Here is a 19232-nt window from a genome sequence, read left to right as displayed (position 1 = left end):
CCCCCACCCGCATACTCTCCCCAGACCCACGACGACGGCACTCGCCCCGCGTGGGTCGCCGTCCGTGACCTGCGTGGCCGGGTCCGAGGGGACCCGGCGGGCGCAGGTGGGCGGCCCACCGCACTTCAGACACAGGAGACCGACGCGATGTCCTCCTCCCCCACCACCGACGTCCGCCGCGCCGGCGGCCGCCTGCCGACCGGCGAGGAGGTCGTGCAGGAGCTGCCGTGGCGCTGGTCCGTGCAGGGCCGGATCTTCCTGATCGGCGGCCTCGGCTTCATGTTCGATGCCTGGGACGTGGCCCTCAACGGCGTGATGATCCCCCTGCTCACCGCCGAGTGGGGACTGGCGAAGGAGCAGGCCGCCTGGATCGGCACCGCGAACCTCATCGGGATGGGCGTCGGCGCGTTCCTCTGGGGGACGGTCGCCGACCGGCTGGGCCGCAAGAAGGCCTTCACGCTGACACTGCTGGTGTTCTCCGTGTTCACGCTGGCCGGGGCACTGGCCCCGTCCATCGGCTGGTTCGCGTTCTTCCGCTTCCTGGCGGGCATCGGCCTGGGCGGCACGATCCCCGTGGACTACGCCCTGGTCTCCGAGTTCACGCCGCGGCGCCTGCGCGGACGCGTGCTGACCGCCATGGACGGCTGGTGGCCGGTCGGCGCGGCGCTGTGCGGCCTGGTCTCCGCCTGGCTGGTGGCCACCTGGGGCGACTGGCGTCTGCCCCTGTTCGCCATGGTCCTGCCCGCACTGCTGGTCTTCCTGGTGCGCCGCGGCGTCCCCGAGTCCCCCTTCTACCTGATGAGCCGCGGCCGGGAGACGGAGGCGCGTGCCGTCGTCGACACGCTGGTGGCGGACACCGGGGCCGAGCGGCGCGAGTACACGATGCCGCCGGCCACCGGCGGCGGACTCGGCGGCGGGCTGAGCGCCGTGGGCGAGCAGCTCGTGGCCGTGTGGCGCCACTCGCCGAAGGTCACCGCGGTGGCCTGGGCGCTGTTCTGCACGATCATGCTCAGCTACTACCTGGCGCTGCAGTGGCTGCCGACGTTCCTGGTGGAGGCCGGCTACGCGCAGTCGAGGGCGTTCGTGATGACCTCCGGCATGGCGGCGGTCGGGCTGCTGGGCGTGGTGGTCTCCGCCGTGCTCGTGGAGCGCACCGGACGCCGCTGGCTGCTGGCCGTGAGCGCCCTGGCCTCCTGCGCCGTGCTGGTGTGGCTGAGCGCGGTGCTCGGTGTGCCGGCCGCGGCCCTGCCGCTGGTGCTGCTGTTCGGCTTCCTGGTACAGGTGGCCATCCCCGTGCTCTACACGTACGTGACCGAGCTGTACCCCACGACGCTGCGGGCCTCCGGCTTCGGCTGGGCCTCCGCGGCCTCCCGCGTGGCGGCCGGCGTGGGACCACTGGTGTTCGTGGGCTGGCTGCAGCCGATGTTCGGACTGACCGGGGCGTTCATGGTGACCGGCGTGCTGGTGGTGCTGTCCCTCGCGGCGATGGCATTCGTGGCGCCGGAGACCACCGGCGAGGACCTCGAGGGAGCCTAGGGGACGCTGCCGGTGCAGCAGTGAGCGGGTGACCCGGGTGGGGCCGGGCGGGCGGCGGGGCCATGTCCGCCCGGCAGGCCTGCGCGGACGGCCCGAAGGGGAACGACCTGTGCGGGAGAAGGACAGACAATTCCAGCAAACGCGGTCTAGAATCCCTGCCCATGGCCTATCCCCCGCAGCCGACCGTGATCGTCCAGGAGGGACGCAGCACCGTCCTCGCGTACGTCCTGCTCGTCCTCCTCGGCTGGCTCGGCGTGCACCGCATGTACCTCGGCAAGTGGATCACCGGCCTCACCATGGCCGTCCTGTTCGGCGTCGGCTCCGCGACCGCCGCGATCCTCATCGGCTGGATCCCGCTCATCGCCTGGGGCCTGATGATCGTGTGGGACCTGGTGACCCTGCCGATCCAGGTGGCCGCGTTCAACTCCCGCGAGCGCGACCGCGCGATGCGCCACTACCGCCGCGGCTGGTGAACCCACCACCGCACCACAGCGAACGGCGCGTCACCTCGATGAGGTGACGCGCCGTCGTCGTTGCCTGGGTGCTGTGGCGGGCGGGTGGCACGAAGTACCGTGCGTCCGGGCGGGCCGTGACGGTCTCAGGCCGAGACCGTGTCCCCTTCCGCGTGCCGGGCCGCGAACTCACCGAGGGTGCGGACGAGCAGGGCACGCTCCTGCACCTTGATGCGCTCGTGCAGCTCCTGCTCCGTGTCCGTGTCCAGGACGGGGACGGCCGCCTGCGCGATGATCCTGCCGGTGTCCACGCCGGCGTCCACCCAGTGGACCGTGCAGCCGGTGACCTTCACGCCGTAGGCCAGGGCGTCGCGCACCCCGTGCGCGCCGGGGAACGACGGCAGGAGCGCGGGGTGCGTGTTGACGATGCGGCCGGCGAACCGGTCCAGGAAGTCCTTGCCGAGGATCCGCATGAAGCCCGAGCAGACGACGAGGTCCGGATCGTGGGCGGCGACGGCGTCCGCCAGGGCCACGTTCCAGGCCTCACGGTCCGCATGGTCCTTCGGGGAGACCGTGAACGTGGGCACGCCCGCGGCCTCCGCCCGGGCCAGGCCCTGCACCCCGGGGACATCCGCGCCCACCGCCGCGATGTCCAGGGGCAGGTGGCCGCGCGCGACGGCGTCGAGGACGGCCTGCAGGTTGGTGCCGGAACCGGAGACGAGGGCAACGATGCGCATGCCTTCATCGTAGGGTGGAACGCGTGTCAGCTCCCATGCCTCCCGCCGGCCCGAACGCCACTCCGCCCGTGAACGACGCGGAGGACGCCGAGCTGCGCAAGAAGGTGGGCCGGATGCTGCTCTGGCAGTGCGGGCTGCTGCTCTGCACCGTGCTGGCGATCGACCTGATGCTGCCGTGGAAGATGCTGGCCGCAGTGTTCGCCGTCGGTGTAGTGGTGGTCGGGTTCGTGGCCTGGCGGAAGGCCGGAAAGCTGAAGAAGCCCGGGTTCCTGCGTTTCATGCTGGGCGCCGGGCTGGCGCTCGGCACGTTCATCACGGTCAGCTCCCTGACCCCGCTGCTGTTCTGGGACGCCTCCACCACCTACGACGAGTGCCTGCGCCAGGCCCTGACCCTGAAGTCCGAGGCCACGTGCGAGGCCGAGTTCACCGAGACCGTGCAGCAGTTCGGCGGCCTCCGGGGCTGAGGTCGGCCCGGCCACCGACATATGGGCTGAACTGAAGTGCCCTGGGTCCGGCACCGCGCTTCCACCCCACCAGGAACCAGCGCTGCCCGGCACACCCGGCACCGCGGGTCCTCCCCACCTGGAACCAGGACCAGCCGTCACACCCAGCACCGCAGGTCCTCCCCACCTGGAACTCGGACCGCCTCTCACCCGGCTCGAAATCGTTCGACCAGTGAAGCTGGAATCAGATCTGCCGGAACTGCGCGATGAAGCGAGACAGTTCCGGCAACTCTGATGCCAGCTTTGCCGTCCAATCTCTTCCCCGCCGACCTCAGCCCCGAAGCTCGTCACGTCCACCCCCGGCCCGGCTCCGAAGCTCGCCACGTCTATCCCTCGCCCGGCCCCACAGAGCCAGCCGGTGGGTCAGGCGGGCGTCCTCTCCGCGAGCAGCGTCCGCAGAGTCTGGATCACGGCACGGAATCCCTGACGCCGGTCCCGCTTGGACACCCTGATCACGATGTACCCGCGACTCTGGAAGATCGCGTCGCCGTCCACATCGTCGGCGATCTGGTGCCCGTGGTGCTCGCCCTCGTACTGCACCACGATCTTGGCGGACCGCCAGCCCATGTCTGCCGTCGCGGTCCTGATCGGCCACCCGCTGACCGCACTCTCACGGATCTGCAACTCGGGTTCAGGAAGCCCCGCGGCCACGATCGCCAGGCGAAGCTCCGACTCCGGCGGGGAGTCTGCGCCCAGCCGCATCCTGGCAAGCGCGCGCAGGAGTCTGCGCCGGGAGGCCCGGCCCGCTGAGGACAGCGCGGCCGCTCTCAGGTGTGCCAGCAGTTCGGGGCCGCGCCGGAGGAGCTCCTCTCGGCTGCCCACTGTGCGGCGTATGAGATGCTCCCCCAGCACCACGAGCTCCGACTCGGTCAGAGTCCGCCCGAGATCCGCCCACAACCGCGGATGGGACGTGACATCGATCGTCCTTCCGCCCACCGTCAGCGTGGTCACCTCGCCGGCGGTGATGAACGTGCGGTGCGTGATCAGCCCCGGGATGCGCAGCGCCCCTTGTCTGCGAGGACGACTGATGTGCAGGATCTGCTGGTCATGGAGCCGGTGCGGCAACCAGAGGTTCTGCAGCCGGGCCGCCGTCTCGTGTGAGACTGCGGTCGCCTCCCTCCCTGCCAGGGCGGCGCCCAACCGCATCAGCATGGGGCGGGACAGCGGCGGACTCCAGCGATAGATCTCACCGCCCGGGCCCTCCTCGTCAGTGCCGCTTTGCTCTGAACTGCCCTCCCGCGCGGCTCGAGCCCCGGCCCCTGTTCTGCGGTGCCCGGTGATCTGCCTTCGAAGTCGATCTGCTTCGAACGGTCCGCAGTCGTGGTGGGTGCGGGACCGGCGATCTGCCGAAACCGTCCACGGCTCACGCGTTCGATGTCTCGGCGTCGCAAGCGTGAGTACGGCACACCGTGGGCCTCTGCCTCCGCGATGCTGAACACACACCCCTGCAGCGCGGGGGGGCAGGGTATTCGGCGGTCGCATGGCTCCACAGTGGCGGCGAGGCCTCACCTGCTGCAGGCCGGTGCGCACGATCTGTGGACACAGCGCGGGTATCCGTCTGCTGTGGAGGAGACGTTCGCCCTCCGGTGCCTGGATACGGGGGTTACTCGAACGACAAAGCTGGCATCAGATGTGCCGGAACCGCCGCCTCAACGAGGGCAGTTCCGGCAACTCTGATGCCCGCTTGGGTGTCCAACTTCTCTTGGCCCCGGTCAAACCCGGCCCGGCCACAGCCAGACCGGCCGCACTTGGGCTGTCCGGTCGTGATCCAGCAGAGCCTGACCGGGACTGAGCCGGGACCTCCCGCGGCTCAGAGCGCGCGTCGCGGACGAGCCCGGCGGGGGCCGTTGCCGTCCCGGCGCTCACGGCCCGCGGGGTCCGGGCTGCGGTCGTCGTCGCGCTCGTCAACTCGGGCAGGCCCCTTCGATCCTGCCGGGTGGGAGCCGGTGCCGGACGGGTCGCCCAGCTCCCCCGGACCGCCTTGCGCCGAGGGACCGGTGCCGGCGTGCGGGTCACGCGTTGCGACGATCGCGTCGAAGCTCGGCTTCGGCTTCTTGCCCTTCGCCGACCGCGTGTCTCGGCCGCGGCCGAAGAGGCCGGGCTTCTTCTCATCCGACCGGCCGGCGTCACCGACCTCTGCCTCGACACGCCCCTCACGCTCCCCGACGCGACGGGCTGCACCGCGGGACGGTGCCGGAGCAGTCGCCTCGACGGTGCGCTCGCCATCGGCGCCCCGCTCGCCACCGACGCCATGTCCGCCATGTCCGCCATGGTCCTTCGTGGCCTCCGAACCCCGGGCACCGTCGTGACCGCGCACGGCCTCCCGCTCCGCCTGCGAGGCCTCCAGCTCCGCCTGCGCGATCTCCCGCCGGCGCGCCTGCACGATCTCCCGCTGGTGCGCCTGCGCTGCCTCCCGTTCCGCCTGCGAGGCACGCTCGGGTCCCGGGGCACCACGCTCCACCTGCGGAGCACGCCCGCTCTCGGGCGCCCGCGGCTCCGGCCCGGCCGGCAGGCCGCTCGTCCTCGTCGCGGAACACACGGCGGCGGGGCTCGTCCGCCGGCGCCTGCTTCTGCCGATGGCGACGGGCCAGGGCGGCCACCCGGGCACGACGCTCGGCGGCCAGCTGCTCCCGGGACCTCTCCGGCGATCCCTGCGGGACCTTCGACTCGCTCGACTCGCTCGACCCGCTCGGCTTCGTGCCGACACGGGCACCCGCACCTGCACTCGCACCGGCCGTCTTCTCGCCCGCACCCGTCGGCGTCACGGTGGCCTCCGCCGGGGTCTTCTCCGTCGGCCTCGGCGAGGCGCCATGGCGATCGGCCGGCACCTCCGAGGCCGCGCCCTTCGCCGGGGCCTTCGCGTCGGCACGCGCCTCGCCCGTGGACCCGCCCCGGGCCGGCGCCACACCCGTCGACTCCTCGGCCTTCGCGGCCTCCTCCCCACGCTCTCCAGAACCCTTCGCAGCATTCTTCGCCGCGGGCACGGAACCGCCGCGCGACGACCGGGGCGGGCGCGGAATGCGTGCCTTCACCGGCCGCATCGGAGTGACGTCAGCACGCTCCTCCGCATCGGGCGTGCGCTCGTCGGTCGGCGCCTCGGACTTCGCCGCCGCTCCGTCTCCGGCCTCGCCACCCTCGGCTGCGTCCCGGGCGGTGCCCTCGGACTCGCCCGGCTCGGCGTCGCGCCCGGCGTCCTTCTCGGCACCCTTCAGCTGGGCCTTCGGCCCACCGCCTTCAGCCGACGCACTCTTGACCTCGGCATCGTCCTTCACGGGCCGCTCGGCGCTGACGACCATGGCGGTCGAACCCTTGCCCAAGCGGGCAGCGGCAGCGCCCTTCCCGTCCTTGCGCCTGCCCTTGCCGGTCTTCTTCCCGGGCTTGCTTCCACCCTTCCCGACGGCGGCGCCCTCACCTCCGGCGCCCTTCGCACCGTCGGTCTCGGCGTCGCCTGCGCCGACTGGCCCTCGGCATCTGCGGAGGCGGCCTGTTTCACGTCCTGAGCTGCCTTCGTCGCGGCGTCGCCGGTCTCAACCCCCGCCTCCGGAGCCTCAGCCGCACTGCCCTCGGCACCGCGGCGCTGGCCCTTCCCGGCCCTCGCGGCCTTCTCACCCTTCGCGGCCCCCTTGGCAGCCTCCTTCTCGGCCTTCGCAGACTCCTTCGCGGCCTTCTTCTCCGCGCGCGTCCGATCCCGTTCGGCCTTCCGCGCCTCGGCGTCGAGCTCACGGGACTGCAGGCCCATGGCCACCAGATACCCCACGAAGCCGCCGAGCGCGATCCATCCGGCCACGGCGGGACCCACCAGCCACACGTTGGACCCGATCACCGTGTACGTCCCCACGCCCATGGACCCGGAGGTCAGGGCCAGGGGCACCATCGTCATGAGCCCGGAGACCACGCCGAGCAGCAGCGCCAGCACGGCGGTGGAGGCCAGCAGGGACATCCACCGGGTCTTCACGCGGCGGACCATCCAGTCGTCGAGGTGGTTCTCGCCCTCCCGCAGCAGCCACCAGCCGGCCACGGCGCCGGCCAGCACCGGGAGCAGCACGAACGCCTGGTGCCAGGGCTCCCAGGGTGCGGGAAGCGCGGCGAAGGCGGGCAGCGCGGGGAGGGGGGCCGTCGTCGTGCCGAAGGCGGAGTAGAGGCTCTGGGAGCCGACGGAGAAGCCGGGGCCGGCGGACCAGGCCACGGCCCAGCCGATCATGGCCGGCAGGTAGCCGATCTCCAGCAGGGTGAGCATGGTGCCGCCCACGGGGCCGGCGTCCACGAGCTGGTACATGCGGACGGCGTCGGCCCAGCGGATCGCCAGGGTCACGGACACCAGGAGCGCGTGGATCGCCACGAGGCTGAGCACGGCCACCAGGCAGGCGCGCAGCACGGACCAGGCGTAGGACCCGGCCCAGCGCTCGTACTGGGAGCGCTTCGCGATCCGCTCGGTCACGTCCACGCCCACCAGATGCGCCCAGGTCCCGGCCTCACGGCGCGCCCCGGCCACCGCGCACACGGCGAAGAACAGCGCAGGGAAGAGCGTCCCCACCACGGGGTGCACGGTCTCGCCGCTGGTGCCCGGCAGCAGCGCCAGGGTCAGGCCCACCAGCCCGTAGGCGCCCATGCCGCCGGCGAGCGCCTGCCACGCCTGGTCCCGGTAGGAGGCGCGGGCGAGCTTGCGTCCGGCGCGCCAGGACAGCCACATCGGCAGCAGGGACAGGCCCCAGGGGACCATCCAGACGAGGCCGGCGGCGACCTCGCCGTCCACGATCGGCATGCCGGAGGTGACGGTCACGGGGGCGGCGTGGAGCACGAGCCAGAGGACGCCGGCGGTCTGCAGGACGTCGTCGATGCGTGGCATGTGGAATCCGCCGGTGACCCACACGAACAGGGTCGGGACCACCACGATCACCAGGCTCAGCAGCGCCGCGATGAGCGCCTCGATCACCCCCTGCACCCAGAGCGGGAGGGGCAGGGGGCGCAGCAGGCGGGACGTGCGAGAGGTGGGGGAAGTCATCCCCACCATGGTGCCACCGTCGGGGGCCTCCGGGACTGCGGGGCACGGCCCCGGGACCCACCTCACAGGGTGCTCTCGGGATGGTGCCCCGCCCGGTCTCCCGACGACGGCCGCTGCCCCGGTCGGGCCCGCCCACCGGGGCCGTGTGGTCACCGGGAGTTCACCACCGGAGCCAGAGAGTTCACGGCAGGGCCACGCAGCGGCCACAGCCCGGTCGTATGCGCCGAATAGCGTGCCTCGCATGCGCGTTGCCGTGGTCGCCGAGTCGTTCCTGCCCCATATGAACGGGGTCACCAACTCCGTGCTCCAGGTGCTGAAGCACCTGCGGTGCGAGGGCCATGAGGCGATCGTGATCGCCCCAGCCTCCTCCTGGATGGCCGGCTGGACGCAGGGGGCGGGCCAGGGCACGGCCCCGGCCCAGGTCGAGGGCTTCGACGTGCACCGGCTGCCGTCGGTGCCGATGTCCGGGTACGCGTCCGTGCGGGTGGCCGCCGGACCGGTGGCACGGGTCCGCTCGATCCTGGCGGGGTTCCGCCCGGACGTGGTGCACATCGCCTCGCCGTTCGTGCTGGGCTGGCGGGCCGTGCAGGCCGCGGACCAGCTGGGCGTCCCATCCGTGGCGGTCTATCAGACCGAGGTCCCCCGCTATGCGGCCCGTTACGGCGCCCCGTGGCTGGAGGACCTGCTCTGGAACCACGTGGCCCGGCTGCACAACACGGCCACGCTGACGGTGGCGCCGAGCTCGTTCACCATCAGGCAGCTGCATGAGCGCGGTGTCCGCCGGGTGCATCGGTGGGCGCGCGGCGTGGACTCGGAGCGGTTCCACCCGGCCAAGCGGGACGAGGCGCTGCGCGCGGAGCTGGCCCCGAACGGCGAGCGGCTGATCGGCTTCGTGGGCCGACTGGCCCATGAGAAGCAGGTGGAGGACCTGGCGGTGCTCGCGGACCTGCCGGGCACGCGCCTGGTGGTCATCGGCTCGGGTCCGCTGAAGGATCAGCTGCAGCGGTCGCTGCCGGGCGCGCACTTCGCCGGTTTCCAGGGCGGGGAGGACCTGGCCCGGCACGTGGCGAGCCTGGACCTGTTCGTGCACCCGGGCGAGTCGGACACCTTCGGCCAGACGCTGCAGGAGGCCATGGCCTCGGGCGTACCGGTGGTGGCGGTGGGCCGTGGCGGCCCGCTGGACATCGTGGACTCCTCCCGCACCGGCTGGATCTACGAGCCGAAGAACCTGGGACAACTGCGCGAGCGGGTGGCGGACCTGGTCTATGACGACGCCAAGCGCGCCGCCTTCGCCGAGGCCGCCCGCGAGTCCGTGAAGGGCCGGACCTGGGCGGTGCTCTGCGAGCAGCTGCTGGGGTACTACGGCAAGGCGATCCACGTGGACTCACGCCGCCGGGACGAGGTGGCGCTGCGTCACCTGCAGCACCACACCACCTGGCCGCTGACGTTCTGACCCGGTGTGCGTGTGTGTCCATCTGCTGACACACACCGGCCTGACCCGGCACTCCCCTGGGACCATGGAGCCCCGGGGCGACCTCGCCCCGAGCACAGCACTGTGAACGCCGCCGTCCCCGCCTTGTTCCCGCACCAGATTCGCGGCCGGGGAGGCCCACCCGAGGAGTCGTCCCATGCACACCGAGCTGTCCGCCCTCCGCGACGAGGTCTTCGCCCGCAACCCCGGTGAGAAGGAGTTCCACCAGGCCGTCTCCGAGGTCTTCGAGGCCCTGGACCCGGTGGTGGACCGTCACCCGGAGTACGTGGAGGCCGGCATCCTGCACCGCCTCTGCGAGCCGGAGCGGCAGATCATCTTCCGTGTCCCCTGGGTGGACGACGAGGGCGTGGTCCAGGTGAACCGAGGCTTCCGGGTGGAGTTCAACTCGGCCCTGGGGCCGTACAAGGGCGGCATCCGCTTCCATTCGTCGGTGTACCTGGGGATCGTGAAGTTCCTGGGCTTTGAGCAGATCTTCAAGAACTCGCTGACCGGCATGCCGATCGGCGGCGGCAAGGGCGGCTCTGACTTCAACCCGTCCGGCCGGTCCGACGGCGAGGTCATGCGCTTCTGCCAGTCCTTCATGACGGAGCTGTGGCGCCACGTGGGCGAGCACACGGACGTCCCGGCCGGTGACACCGGCGTGGGCGCCCGGGAGATCGGCTACATGTTCGGCCAGTACAAACGGCTGACGAACCGCTTCGAGGCGGGTGTGCTCACGGGCAAGGGGCTGACCTGGGGCGGTTCCCTGGTGCGCAAGGAGGCCACCGGTTACGGCACCGTGATGTTCGCGGACTCCATGCTGCGGACCCGCGGCGAGTCCATGGACGGCCAGCAGGTGCTGATCTCCGGCTCGGGCAACGTGGCGATCTACGCGGCGGAGAAGGCGAAGTCGCTCGGTGCGAAGGTCATCACCGCCTCGGACTCCTCGGGCTACGTGGTGGATGAGAACGGCCTGGACCTGGATCTGCTCAAGCAGGTCAAGGAGGTCGAGCGCGGCCGGATCTCGGAGTACGCCGAGCGGCGCGGCAACGGGGCGCGCTTCGTGGAGGGCGGCCTGGTGTGGGACGTCCCGGGCACCGTGGCCCTGCCCTGTGCCACCCAGAACGAGCTGGGCAACAAGGCGGCCGCCACCCTGATCAAGAACGGCGTGAAGGCCGTGGCCGAGGGCGCGAACATGCCATGCACCGAGAAGGCCACCCATCAGCTGCTGGACGCCGGCATCCTGTTCGGCCCGGGCAAGGCCGCCAACGCCGGCGGTGTGGCCACCTCCGCGCTGGAGATGCAGCAGAACGCCCAGCGCGACACCTGGGACTTCGACTACACGCACGAGCGCCTCGAGCAGATCATGCGCTCCATCCACGACCGCTGCGTGGAGACCGCGGACAGCTACGGCGCCCCGGGCAACTACGTGGCCGGCGCGAACATCGCCGGCTTCATCAAGGTCGCGGACGCCATGCTGGCGCAGGGCATCGTCTGAGCGGACTCAGCCGCGGCGAGGTTGCGGCACCGTGGCGCGGCGGCGGAGGGGCTGTGGAGAACTTCCCCCTCCGCCGCCGCGTCTGTCTAGACTGTGGGATGTGTCACCGCCGACCGTGGGGGTCGGAGGTCGTTGCGGGATCAGCGGCCGGCCCGGTGGCCTACCGACGATGAGACATCTGGAGGGGTTCTCATGCGCCGTGGCGCACCCGCCCGTGGCCTGGCACTGACCGCCGCCCTCGCACTCTCACTCACCGCCTGCACCGGCGGTGAGGAGAAGGAACCGGAGGAGACGACCTCGCCCACGACGACGGCACCCGCCTCCGCCTCGCAGGGCACCGAGTCCGAGGGGTCGGGGTCGGAGGGTTCCGAGTCCGACGGAGCCGATGAGTCCGAGGGCACCGACGAGTCGACCGAGCCGAGTGACGACCGGCCGAGCGACGGAGAGTCCACCGAGGCCGATGGCGGCGACAGCGACCCGAGCAGGGAGGACGACGGCAAGTACGTCCCCGCCTCCGCCGACGGTCCCGCGAAGAACGTGCCCAAGCCCGAGATGCCCGAGGAGATGAAGGAGGAGACCCCGGAGGGCGCCAAGGCTGCGGTGCAGTACTGGTGGGACACGGTGACGTACCTGCAGCGGACGGGTGACATTGGACCGATGCGAGAGGTCTCTGCGGACGAATGCGACTTCTGCAACGATTACGCCCATGACGTTGTTGAGCACTATGAGGCAGGCGGATGGCTCACCGGCACCGACATCCGGGTGACCTCAGCGTTGACGGGTGTCCTCAACAGTGAAATGGGGATCCTTGAGGTCACCACATTGCTAGACATGAGCGACGCCAAAGCGTTCAACAAGGACGGCACCGAGGTCGAAGATCAGAGAACGGACGCCAGAACTGATGCCCCCTGGATTACAGATGTTCAGTTCGATTCCGAAATGGGTCATTGGCGCACGACCTATGCTCGTCTCGAAGGAAAGCCGGAATGAAGCGTCTCGCAGCAAGCCAAGGAGCACTCGCCGTCCTCGTCAGCGTGATCGCGTTTCCTGGTCCAGCTCAGGCAGACTGGAGTGAGCTGACCAGGTGTGATTCTGAAGCAGCCGTCGATCTTGATAACAAGTCGTACAACATGACGACAGAGTGCTCGACAGCCCAGCGCCCCGGGTCAGGAACGAATGATCGACGAGTTGGCGCAAGTGCCTACGACAAGTCCCACGCGGTCTATTCACGCCACGTTTCTGGCTGCTACCCCGACCAGCTCCAGAACCCGGACTTCGGAGACTGTCAGCGCCAGCAGGAGGTCTTCTGCGGCGACGAGGCCACCTGGGTACAGCAGGTGCGCGTCCGGCAGGAGAATCCCGACGAACCGATCGAGTACGGGTCACGCTTCTGTGCCGGTGACGGTGGCGCTGGAGCAGACGGCTCACAGGAGCGGCCTGCCATCACCATGGAGGACTTGGCCAAGGTGGCCCCGAGCAAGATCGACATCCACCTGCAGAACGGCGGTCGCGGAATGCGCGATGCCCACACCAACATCTACGCGGACGCGGAGCAGATCCTTGAGCGGAAGACCCAGTTCGGCCAGCTGACGCTGATGCGTCTGACACCGATCGAGTTCCGCTGGGACTACGGCGACGGGACTACCCGCACCACCACGGATCCGGGCCAGGACATCGCGGAATTCAACACCGAGACCTCGACCAGTCATATCTACGAGAACACCGGCACGTACGCCGTGGGCCTGTCGACGGTGTTCATCGGCGAAGTCTCCTATGACAACGGCGAGACCTGGGAGCTTGTCCCCGGGCAGCTGGTGATCGATTCCGACCCGGCCCAGGCCGACATCTTCCGCTCCGTCACCCGCAATGTCGCAGAGGACTGCGTCTCCAACCCCAGCGGCTGGGGGTGCGGCGCCCCGGGCAGCGAGCCCACGGACTGACCGCAGCGATCAGTTCAGCGCCCATGACACAGACGAGCCCGGGAGAGATCCTCCCGGGCCCGTCTGCATGGCCTCGTCCCGCAAGACCGCGTTCAGCTCGGCCACGTTCAGTGCGACCGCGTCACTGACCGCCGGTCAACGCCGCCTTCTGCTCAGCAGTCAGCCGGACGGGGCGTCCACTCTCGGCGTCCACATAGACCATCACCGAGGTGGCGGTCACCAGCAGCGCATCGTCCACGCCGTCATACATCTTGTAACCCACATGCACGGACGCGCCCTTGACCTCGTCGATCGAGACGCGGACCCGCACCGGCTTCACCCGGTACTTCATCTGCGCGCGGTACTTCACGCGATGCTCGGACACGAACGCCCGGACGCCCTCCCCCGCACCGGCCGTCAGATCCATGGGGGCCGGCTCGGCCTCAGCGTCACCGGCGGACCCGGCGGGGACGCCGAAGGCGGCCACACGGGCCTCCTCCATGAGCTGCACGACCTGGATGTTGTTGACATGCCCGTAGGCGTCCATGTCCTTCCAGCGCAAGGGGACGTGCACGTCCACGGCGAGGTGGCCGTCGTCGTCAAGGAAAACGGTGCCAGGGGCCACGGTCACTCCTCGTCCCATCCCTCGATCTCGTCCCGCCAGCCATCCGGGCGGACGTCCACGAACTCGGTCTCCAGGATGCCGAGGTCCTCCAGCTGGGCCGCCAGCGCCGCACCGTCCGGGCCATAGCACCACGGCACGCCCGGGGTGGAGTGGCGGGTGTCCTGCGCGCGACCACCGGCGAGGAGCGCCTCGGACGGGGTCAGCTGACGGATCACGATCGCCTTCACGCGTTCCGGATGGCGCTTGGCGAAGTCGGCGTAGATCTCGGGGTCGTGCTGGCCGTCGTCGCCGATGAGGATCCACTTGATGTGCGGGAACTCCCCCACGAGACGCTCGAGCTGCGTGAGCTTGTGCTCCTGGCCGGAACGGAACCAGCGGTCCTTCGTGGGACCCCAGCTGGTCAGCAGCAACGGACCCACCGGGTACAGGTTGCGGCCCAGGAACCGGGTGAGCATCTGCGCCACGTTCCACGCGCCGGTGGACAGGTACAGCACCGGGGCCATCGGATTGGCGGTGGCGATGCGGCGCAGCAGCACCGCCATGCCCGGGGTCGGCGTACGGGCGTGCTCATCCAGCACGAACGAGTTCCACGCGGCCAACATGGGACGCGGCAGGGCGGTCACGAGCACGGTGTCGTCGACGTCGGACACCATGCCCACATCCGCGGACGGGTCGGTGATGTAGACGTCCGAGGTGACGACCTCGTCGTCCCCGACGGTGAGGGTGATGGTGCGCCAGCCCGGCTTCAAGGACGCGGGAAGGACCTCATCCACCACACCCATGCGGTCCGTGAGCACGGTGTGCGTCTGACCGTCCACCGTCACCTGCACCTCGGCGCCCACCATCGGCGGGGACGAGAAGTTGCGCCAGCCGCGGATGCCGTCCGCGACCACCTTGTGTACGCGGCGGCCGTTGAGGAAGTCCTCGTCCGGGGCCACGATCACACGGGAGAGCACACGCACCCACTCGGTGGTGCCGTAACCCGTGAACGCGATCGCCGTGGCACGTGCCCGCGCTTCTCCGCCCTTTCCCGTTGCCACACGTTCCACTTGTCCTGCAGCCGGGTGGCGATGTGCTCACCCTTCGTCGGCTTCTCCGAGACGTGGCTGCTGCCGGCCGGGGACTTCACCTCGTCCGCCTGGGCCGGGACGGCTTCGTGGGCGTCCCGCTGCTCCTCGAAGGCCTCGTTGTGGGCGGACGGGGGCAGGGTGGTGTGCGACTCGCGCTCTGACATGCAGACCAGTATTCCGCATGCGGGGAGGGTGTGGGAGCGATGGGAGTCCAGGACCACCGGGTGGTCAGGGGGGGGAAGGGGGCGATAACGGCGTCCCCCGGACATGACGGATGCAGACGACCGCTCGTTCCGCGAGCGAAAACGCCCCGGGCGGGACTCACCCGTTTCGCTAGCGAAAGCGAGGGGATTCCCTCCGGGCCCTTCCCGGCGCCTCCCGTCTCACTAGCGCAAACGACCGGACCGGGCGTCAAGCCGCCCCCGGCGGGCACGGCACCTCAGTCGATGCGGACGACCTTCTCCTCGACCATGTCCTCGCCCTTCGGGAACGCCGCCACGAGGGCCTTGGCCATGTGCTCGGCCTTGGCCTCGGAGCCTTCCGCGTTGTTGTGGTTCGCGTCCTGCTCGAGGAACCACTCGGGGTGCGGTGTGGCGTCGGCGGCCCAGTCGTAGATGCGCAGGTTGTCGTACTGCTCGGTGGCCTCCACCAGGGAGGCGTTGAGCCTCTGGACGTTCTCGTTGGCGTAGTTCTCGTTCTTGGTCCACGGCATGGTGATGCCGTTGACCCAGAGCACCGGCCTGCCCTCGGAGGCCTCCATCACGCCGGCGATGCGCCGTTCGGTGCTGGAGAAGTCGCCCTGGCTGGCCATGTTCGCTGCGTCGTTGAGGCCCACGTTGACCACCCAGCAGCCGTCCTCCCCGAGTTCGCCGGCGTGCTCGCGCATGGTGTCCGGGGCGTTGGTGCCCTTCTCCCCCGGGTTCAGCTCGGACGGCTCGAGGGTCTCGATCATGGAGCGGCCGCCGGCCACCTCCTCGACGACCACCTGCACGCCCACGGCCTCGTACTGGCCGGTGATGCGCTTAGCGGGGTCGGCCACCTTGGTCAGGGAGTTGTTGGACGGGCCGATCGAGGTCGAGTCGCCGATGTGGATCACGGTCTCGCAGAAGGTCTCGGTGGCGGCCGGGCGGGCCACGGGCTTCGTGGGGGTCGGTGACGGGGCGGCACCCTCGCCCTGGCCGCACCCGGCGCCGCCGGGGGCGCCCGTCTCGGCCTGCTTCGCCTGCTCCTCCTGGGCGATCTCCACCACGGACTTCTGCGGCAGCACGGCCAGGCCTGCCATCGCGGCGGTCGCCAGCACGGTCACGCCCACGGCGCCGCCGGCCAGCAGGCCACGGCCCACCACCTTCGGCACGGGGGTCTGCTCCACCTGGGCGCGGCGGGCACGCTGGTTGCCCTCCTCCACGGTCGCCTGGCGCTCACGCGCCTCGCGCTGGGCCCGGCCGGTGATCAGCGGGAGGAACCCGTGGCGGCGGATCGGGTCCTCCACGAACCGCCAGGACAGCTCCGCGAAGACCACGGTCAGCGCCACCACGATCAGCCCTCGCCACACGTCCTGCCCGTACAGGGTGCGCTCCGGCAGGAACGCCACCACCGGCATGTGCCACAGGTAGATGCCGTAGGAGCGCTCTCCGATCCAGCGCAGCGGGGCCACACCGAGGATCCGGTTGGTCCAGGACTGGGCGTGGATCAGCGGCATCAGCACCAGCACCGTGGACACGGTCAGCGCGGCGATGCCCCAGGTGTAGAGGCTGTAGTCCAGCTGGTCCGTGGTGGCGGCCAGGTAGAGGATCCCGGCCACGCCGACCGCACCCAGCACGTCCAGGGTCCACAGGGCCTTCTCGGACTGGATCTGCGCGACCTTCTTCGGCCGCCACAGCATGGCCAGCACGGCGCCCCAGAGCAGGCCGCCGGCGCGGGTGTCCGTGCCCTCGTAGGCACGGGTGGAGTCCCCGGTCGGGTCCGCGAGCAGGGCCAGCAGCACAAAGGAGGCCGCACCCAGCACGAACGTCACCACGGCGGCCTTCTTGAACGCAGACGCCGTCCCCTCGCCGTCCTTCCTGGCCCGGAACAGGGTCAGCATGCCGAGCAGTAGCAGCGGCCACACCACGTAGAACTGCTCCTCCACCGCCAGGGACCACAGATGGTCCAGCGGGGACGGGCCGTCGAACTGCTCGAAGTAGGAGCCGCCGGTGAAGATCGTGTGCCAGTTGGCCACGTAGATCAGGGCGAAGAACGCCTGTTCGCCGCGGTCCCCGAGCTTGTCCGGGTGGACGAACACGGTGGCCACCAGCACCACGATCAGCAGCAGCACCACCGCCGGCAGCAGACGGCGGAAGCGGCGGATCCAGAAGTGCCTCAGGTCCAGGTCCCCGTGCTTCTCCCAGCGGTTGAGCAGGAGCATGGTGATGAGGAAGCCGGAGAGCGTGAAGAAGACGCCTACGCCGAGCAGGCCGCCGCCGGTTCCGGGCACGCCGATGTGGTAGGCCACCACGAGGCCCACGGCGATCGTCCTGAGACCGTCCAGCCCGGGATAGTAGGCAGCGGACTTGTTGACCGGACGAGGCAAGGGGAAGCTCCTCACATGCTGGGGGAAGACGTCCGGGCAGGACGGTTCCGGCACGGACGAGGCTGCGGCCGCCCCTGCAGAGGCGGACCACAAGCCTCAAGAATCCCACAACCCGCTCGCGCGTGCACGCGTACGTGCGACTTCTCACTACGGCTTCTCACTACGCTGTGTCCATGGCCCGCACCCTCGCCCCCGTCCCTTCCCCCGCTGACCTGCGGCGCCTGGCCGTGGACGCCGCCGCCTCCCGCGTGCCGGCCCTGCGGGCCGCCTTCCGCGCCGGCCCCCGCTTCCCGACGACGGCCGCCCGCCCGAGCCTGAAGACCAACCACCACGACCTGGTCACCGAGCACGACCGCTCCACCGAGGCGGCCCTGGTGCGGGCCCTGACCGACGCCGTCCCAGGCTCCCGGGTGCTCGGTGAGGAGACCGGCACCCACGGCGCGGCCGGCCATCCACTGCGCTGGATCGTGGACCCCATCGACGGCACCTCGAACTTCGCCCACGGCTTCGCGATGTTCTCCGTCTCGATCGCCGCCGAGGTGGACGGCGAGGTCGTCGCCGGCGCGATCGCCGACCCCGCCGCCGGCCAGGTCTTCTCCTCGGACGACACGGGCGCCTATCTCGCCGAGGTCGAGCCGGCCGCGGCACCGGCCCCCGACGCCCCCGGGAAGACCGTCCTGCACGGCGGCCGCGACCGGATCGCACCGAGAGGGCGGGCGGAGCACCGATGGAGAGGGCGGGCGGCGCACCGGAGGCGAGCGCCGTCGTCGTGAAGGACGAACGGCCCCTGGCCGAGCTCTCCCGGCCCGCCCCGGATCCGGCCCTCGGCGAGCGCGGCCTGAACCTGGTGACCTCGTATCCGGCGGCGAGGCCCTCGCCCTGGAGGGCACGGCCGCGCTGGAGCGCTTCGGCGAGCTGGTCCGCACCTACGCCACGGTCCGCCGCACGGTCTCCGGCGCCCTGGAGCTCGCCCACACGGCCGCCGGCTGGGCGGACGCCGCCCTCTACGTGGACACGAAGCCGTGGGACGTGGCCGCCGGCATGCACCTGCTGCGTGCAGCGGGAGGCACCTGGACCGGGCTGTCCTCGGACGCGTCCGCCGCCATGACAGCCGCGGCCCACACCGCCCCCTTCGCGCTGGCGCTCGCACCCGGGCGCCGGGCCCCCACGGCGGCACGGGTGCTGCACGTCATCCACGAGACGCGCGTCACGCCCCGGACATAGACTGGGAACAGGAACCAGATCGCCTGGCAGCAGGCAGCGAGGAGGACCCCGCATGACCCACACCGACAAGCCGTCCATGATGAACGTGTCCCACGAGTCCGGGTCCCCCATGATGTTCGAGCACGCCGACGGCGGGCCCGTGCTGGTCCTGACCGACGAGCAGTGCTGGAAGCTGCTGGAGCGCACCCGCCACGCCCGCCTGGGGCTGGCTGTGAACGGCGAGCCGGACATCGTGCCGGTGAACGTCGCCTGCTCCGGTGGGAAGGTCTACTTCCGCACCGCGCCCGGCTCCAAGCTCGCCGAGCTGACCATCAACCCCACCGTGGTGGTCCAGGCCGACGGCATCCTCTCCGACCAGGCCTGGTCCGTGCTGGCCCGCGGCACCGCCCGCCGCCTGGACACGGAGGCGGAGATCGCGGAGGCCGAGTCCCTCGGCATCGAGCCGTGGGTGCCGACGCTGAAGGACTTCTACGTGGAGGTCGAGATCTCCCGCCTCTCCGGGCGGCACTTCGCGTTCGGCACGCACCCCGAGCGCGACGGCGACCAGCCCTCCGACTGACCCCCGCGGACGGGCCTGGGACGGGCCCGCGACCGACCACGAGGCCCCGGCGAGCACGCGCTCGCCG

The 19232-nt window shown here is 70.8% G+C and carries 16 protein-coding genes and 1 pseudogene; 10 read left to right on the top strand and 7 right to left on the bottom strand.

Annotated elements, in window-relative coordinates; all coding sequences use genetic code 11:
* The first annotated feature begins 147 nt into the window (after window positions 1-147).
* Complete coding sequence (locus tag AC2W7A_RS00345) at window positions 148-1536, top strand: MFS transporter (protein ID WP_485989606.1); 1389 nt, start codon at window positions 148-150, stop codon at window positions 1534-1536.
* A 161-nt stretch (window positions 1537-1697) separates the two neighbouring features.
* Window positions 1698-2009, top strand: a complete 312-nt coding sequence (locus tag AC2W7A_RS00340) for an NINE protein (protein WP_485989604.1) — start codon at window positions 1698-1700, stop codon at window positions 2007-2009.
* A 125-nt stretch (window positions 2010-2134) separates the two neighbouring features.
* Here AC2W7A_RS00340 and purN read toward each other — a convergent pair whose 3' ends face one another.
* On the bottom strand, window positions 2135-2725 hold the full coding sequence (gene purN / locus AC2W7A_RS00335) for a phosphoribosylglycinamide formyltransferase (protein ID WP_485989602.1): 591 nt from the start codon (window positions 2723-2725) through the stop codon (window positions 2135-2137).
* A 23-nt stretch (window positions 2726-2748) separates the two neighbouring features.
* Between purN and AC2W7A_RS00330 the strand changes: the two genes are divergently transcribed.
* A complete protein-coding gene (locus AC2W7A_RS00330) occupies window positions 2749-3189 on the top strand; it encodes a hypothetical protein (RefSeq protein ID WP_485989601.1) in 441 nt (146 codons plus the stop codon).
* Window positions 3190-3591: 402 nt separating this feature from the next.
* Here AC2W7A_RS00330 and AC2W7A_RS00325 read toward each other — a convergent pair whose 3' ends face one another.
* The 3 genes from AC2W7A_RS00325 to AC2W7A_RS00315 form a co-directional block, all read right to left on the bottom strand.
* The gene (locus AC2W7A_RS00325; RefSeq protein ID WP_485989600.1) at window positions 3592-4368 is read right to left on the bottom strand and encodes a hypothetical protein; all 777 of its coding nucleotides are present in this window, start codon (window positions 4366-4368) and stop codon (window positions 3592-3594) included.
* A gap of 670 nt (window positions 4369-5038) precedes the next feature.
* Window positions 5039-5611, bottom strand: a complete 573-nt coding sequence (locus AC2W7A_RS00320; RefSeq protein WP_485989599.1) for a hypothetical protein — start codon at window positions 5609-5611, stop codon at window positions 5039-5041.
* A gap of 885 nt (window positions 5612-6496) precedes the next feature.
* Window positions 6497-8230: a cell division protein PerM gene (locus AC2W7A_RS00315; protein WP_485989598.1), complete on the bottom strand. Its 1734-nt coding sequence runs from the start codon at window positions 8228-8230 to the stop codon at window positions 6497-6499.
* Between the two features lie 241 nt (window positions 8231-8471).
* On the opposite strand from AC2W7A_RS00315, the gene AC2W7A_RS00310 reads away from it, so the two are divergent.
* From AC2W7A_RS00310 to AC2W7A_RS00295, 4 genes are all read left to right on the top strand, one after another.
* Window positions 8472-9683: a glycosyltransferase family 4 protein gene (locus tag AC2W7A_RS00310; protein ID WP_485989597.1), complete on the top strand. Its 1212-nt coding sequence runs from the start codon at window positions 8472-8474 to the stop codon at window positions 9681-9683.
* 175 nt (window positions 9684-9858) lie between these two features.
* Window positions 9859-11199: an NADP-specific glutamate dehydrogenase gene (gene gdhA, locus AC2W7A_RS00305; protein ID WP_485989596.1), complete on the top strand. Its 1341-nt coding sequence runs from the start codon at window positions 9859-9861 to the stop codon at window positions 11197-11199.
* A 192-nt stretch (window positions 11200-11391) separates the two neighbouring features.
* Entirely contained in the window at window positions 11392-12189 is a 798-nt protein-coding gene (locus AC2W7A_RS00300; protein WP_485989595.1) for a DUF6318 family protein, read from the top strand.
* On the top strand, window positions 12186-13139 hold the full coding sequence (locus AC2W7A_RS00295; RefSeq protein WP_485989594.1) for a hypothetical protein: 954 nt from the start codon (window positions 12186-12188) through the stop codon (window positions 13137-13139). Before AC2W7A_RS00300 ends, AC2W7A_RS00295 begins: the two co-directional genes overlap by 4 nt.
* 121 nt (window positions 13140-13260) lie before the next feature.
* On the opposite strand, the gene AC2W7A_RS00290 is transcribed toward AC2W7A_RS00295, so the two are convergent.
* The 3 genes and pseudogenes from AC2W7A_RS00290 to AC2W7A_RS00280 all read right to left on the bottom strand — a co-directional run bounded on the left by AC2W7A_RS00290 (window position 13261) and on the right by AC2W7A_RS00280 (window position 17382).
* The gene (locus AC2W7A_RS00290) at window positions 13261-13743 is read right to left on the bottom strand and encodes an acyl-CoA thioesterase (RefSeq protein WP_485989593.1); all 483 of its coding nucleotides are present in this window, start codon (window positions 13741-13743) and stop codon (window positions 13261-13263) included.
* A 2-nt stretch (window positions 13744-13745) separates the two neighbouring features.
* Window positions 13746-14872: pseudogene (locus AC2W7A_RS00285) on the bottom strand (App1 family protein phosphatidate phosphatase).
* 380 nt (window positions 14873-15252) lie between these two features.
* Entirely contained in the window at window positions 15253-17382 is a 2130-nt protein-coding gene (locus AC2W7A_RS00280; protein WP_485989592.1) for an acyltransferase family protein, read from the bottom strand.
* Between the two features lie 173 nt (window positions 17383-17555).
* Here AC2W7A_RS00280 and AC2W7A_RS00275 point away from each other — a divergent pair, with 173 nt between their 5' ends.
* From AC2W7A_RS00275 to AC2W7A_RS00265, 3 genes are all read left to right on the top strand, one after another.
* Window positions 17556-18155 (top strand): inositol monophosphatase family protein, encoded by a 600-nt coding sequence (locus AC2W7A_RS00275; protein ID WP_485989591.1) that lies wholly within the window; start codon window positions 17556-17558, stop codon window positions 18153-18155.
* A 106-nt stretch (window positions 18156-18261) separates the two neighbouring features.
* Entirely contained in the window at window positions 18262-18606 is a 345-nt protein-coding gene (locus AC2W7A_RS00270) for an inositol monophosphatase family protein (RefSeq protein ID WP_485989624.1), read from the top strand.
* 109 nt (window positions 18607-18715) lie between these two features.
* Window positions 18716-19165: a pyridoxamine 5'-phosphate oxidase family protein gene (locus AC2W7A_RS00265; protein ID WP_485989623.1), complete on the top strand. Its 450-nt coding sequence runs from the start codon at window positions 18716-18718 to the stop codon at window positions 19163-19165.
* Window positions 19166-19232: the final 67 nt, after the last annotated feature.

This window comes from Micrococcus sp. LASM2_SD2 (assembly GCF_057364565.1).
The sequence above is the reverse complement of the archived record's forward strand: the minus strand, read 5'-3'. Positions and strand labels throughout refer to the sequence as shown.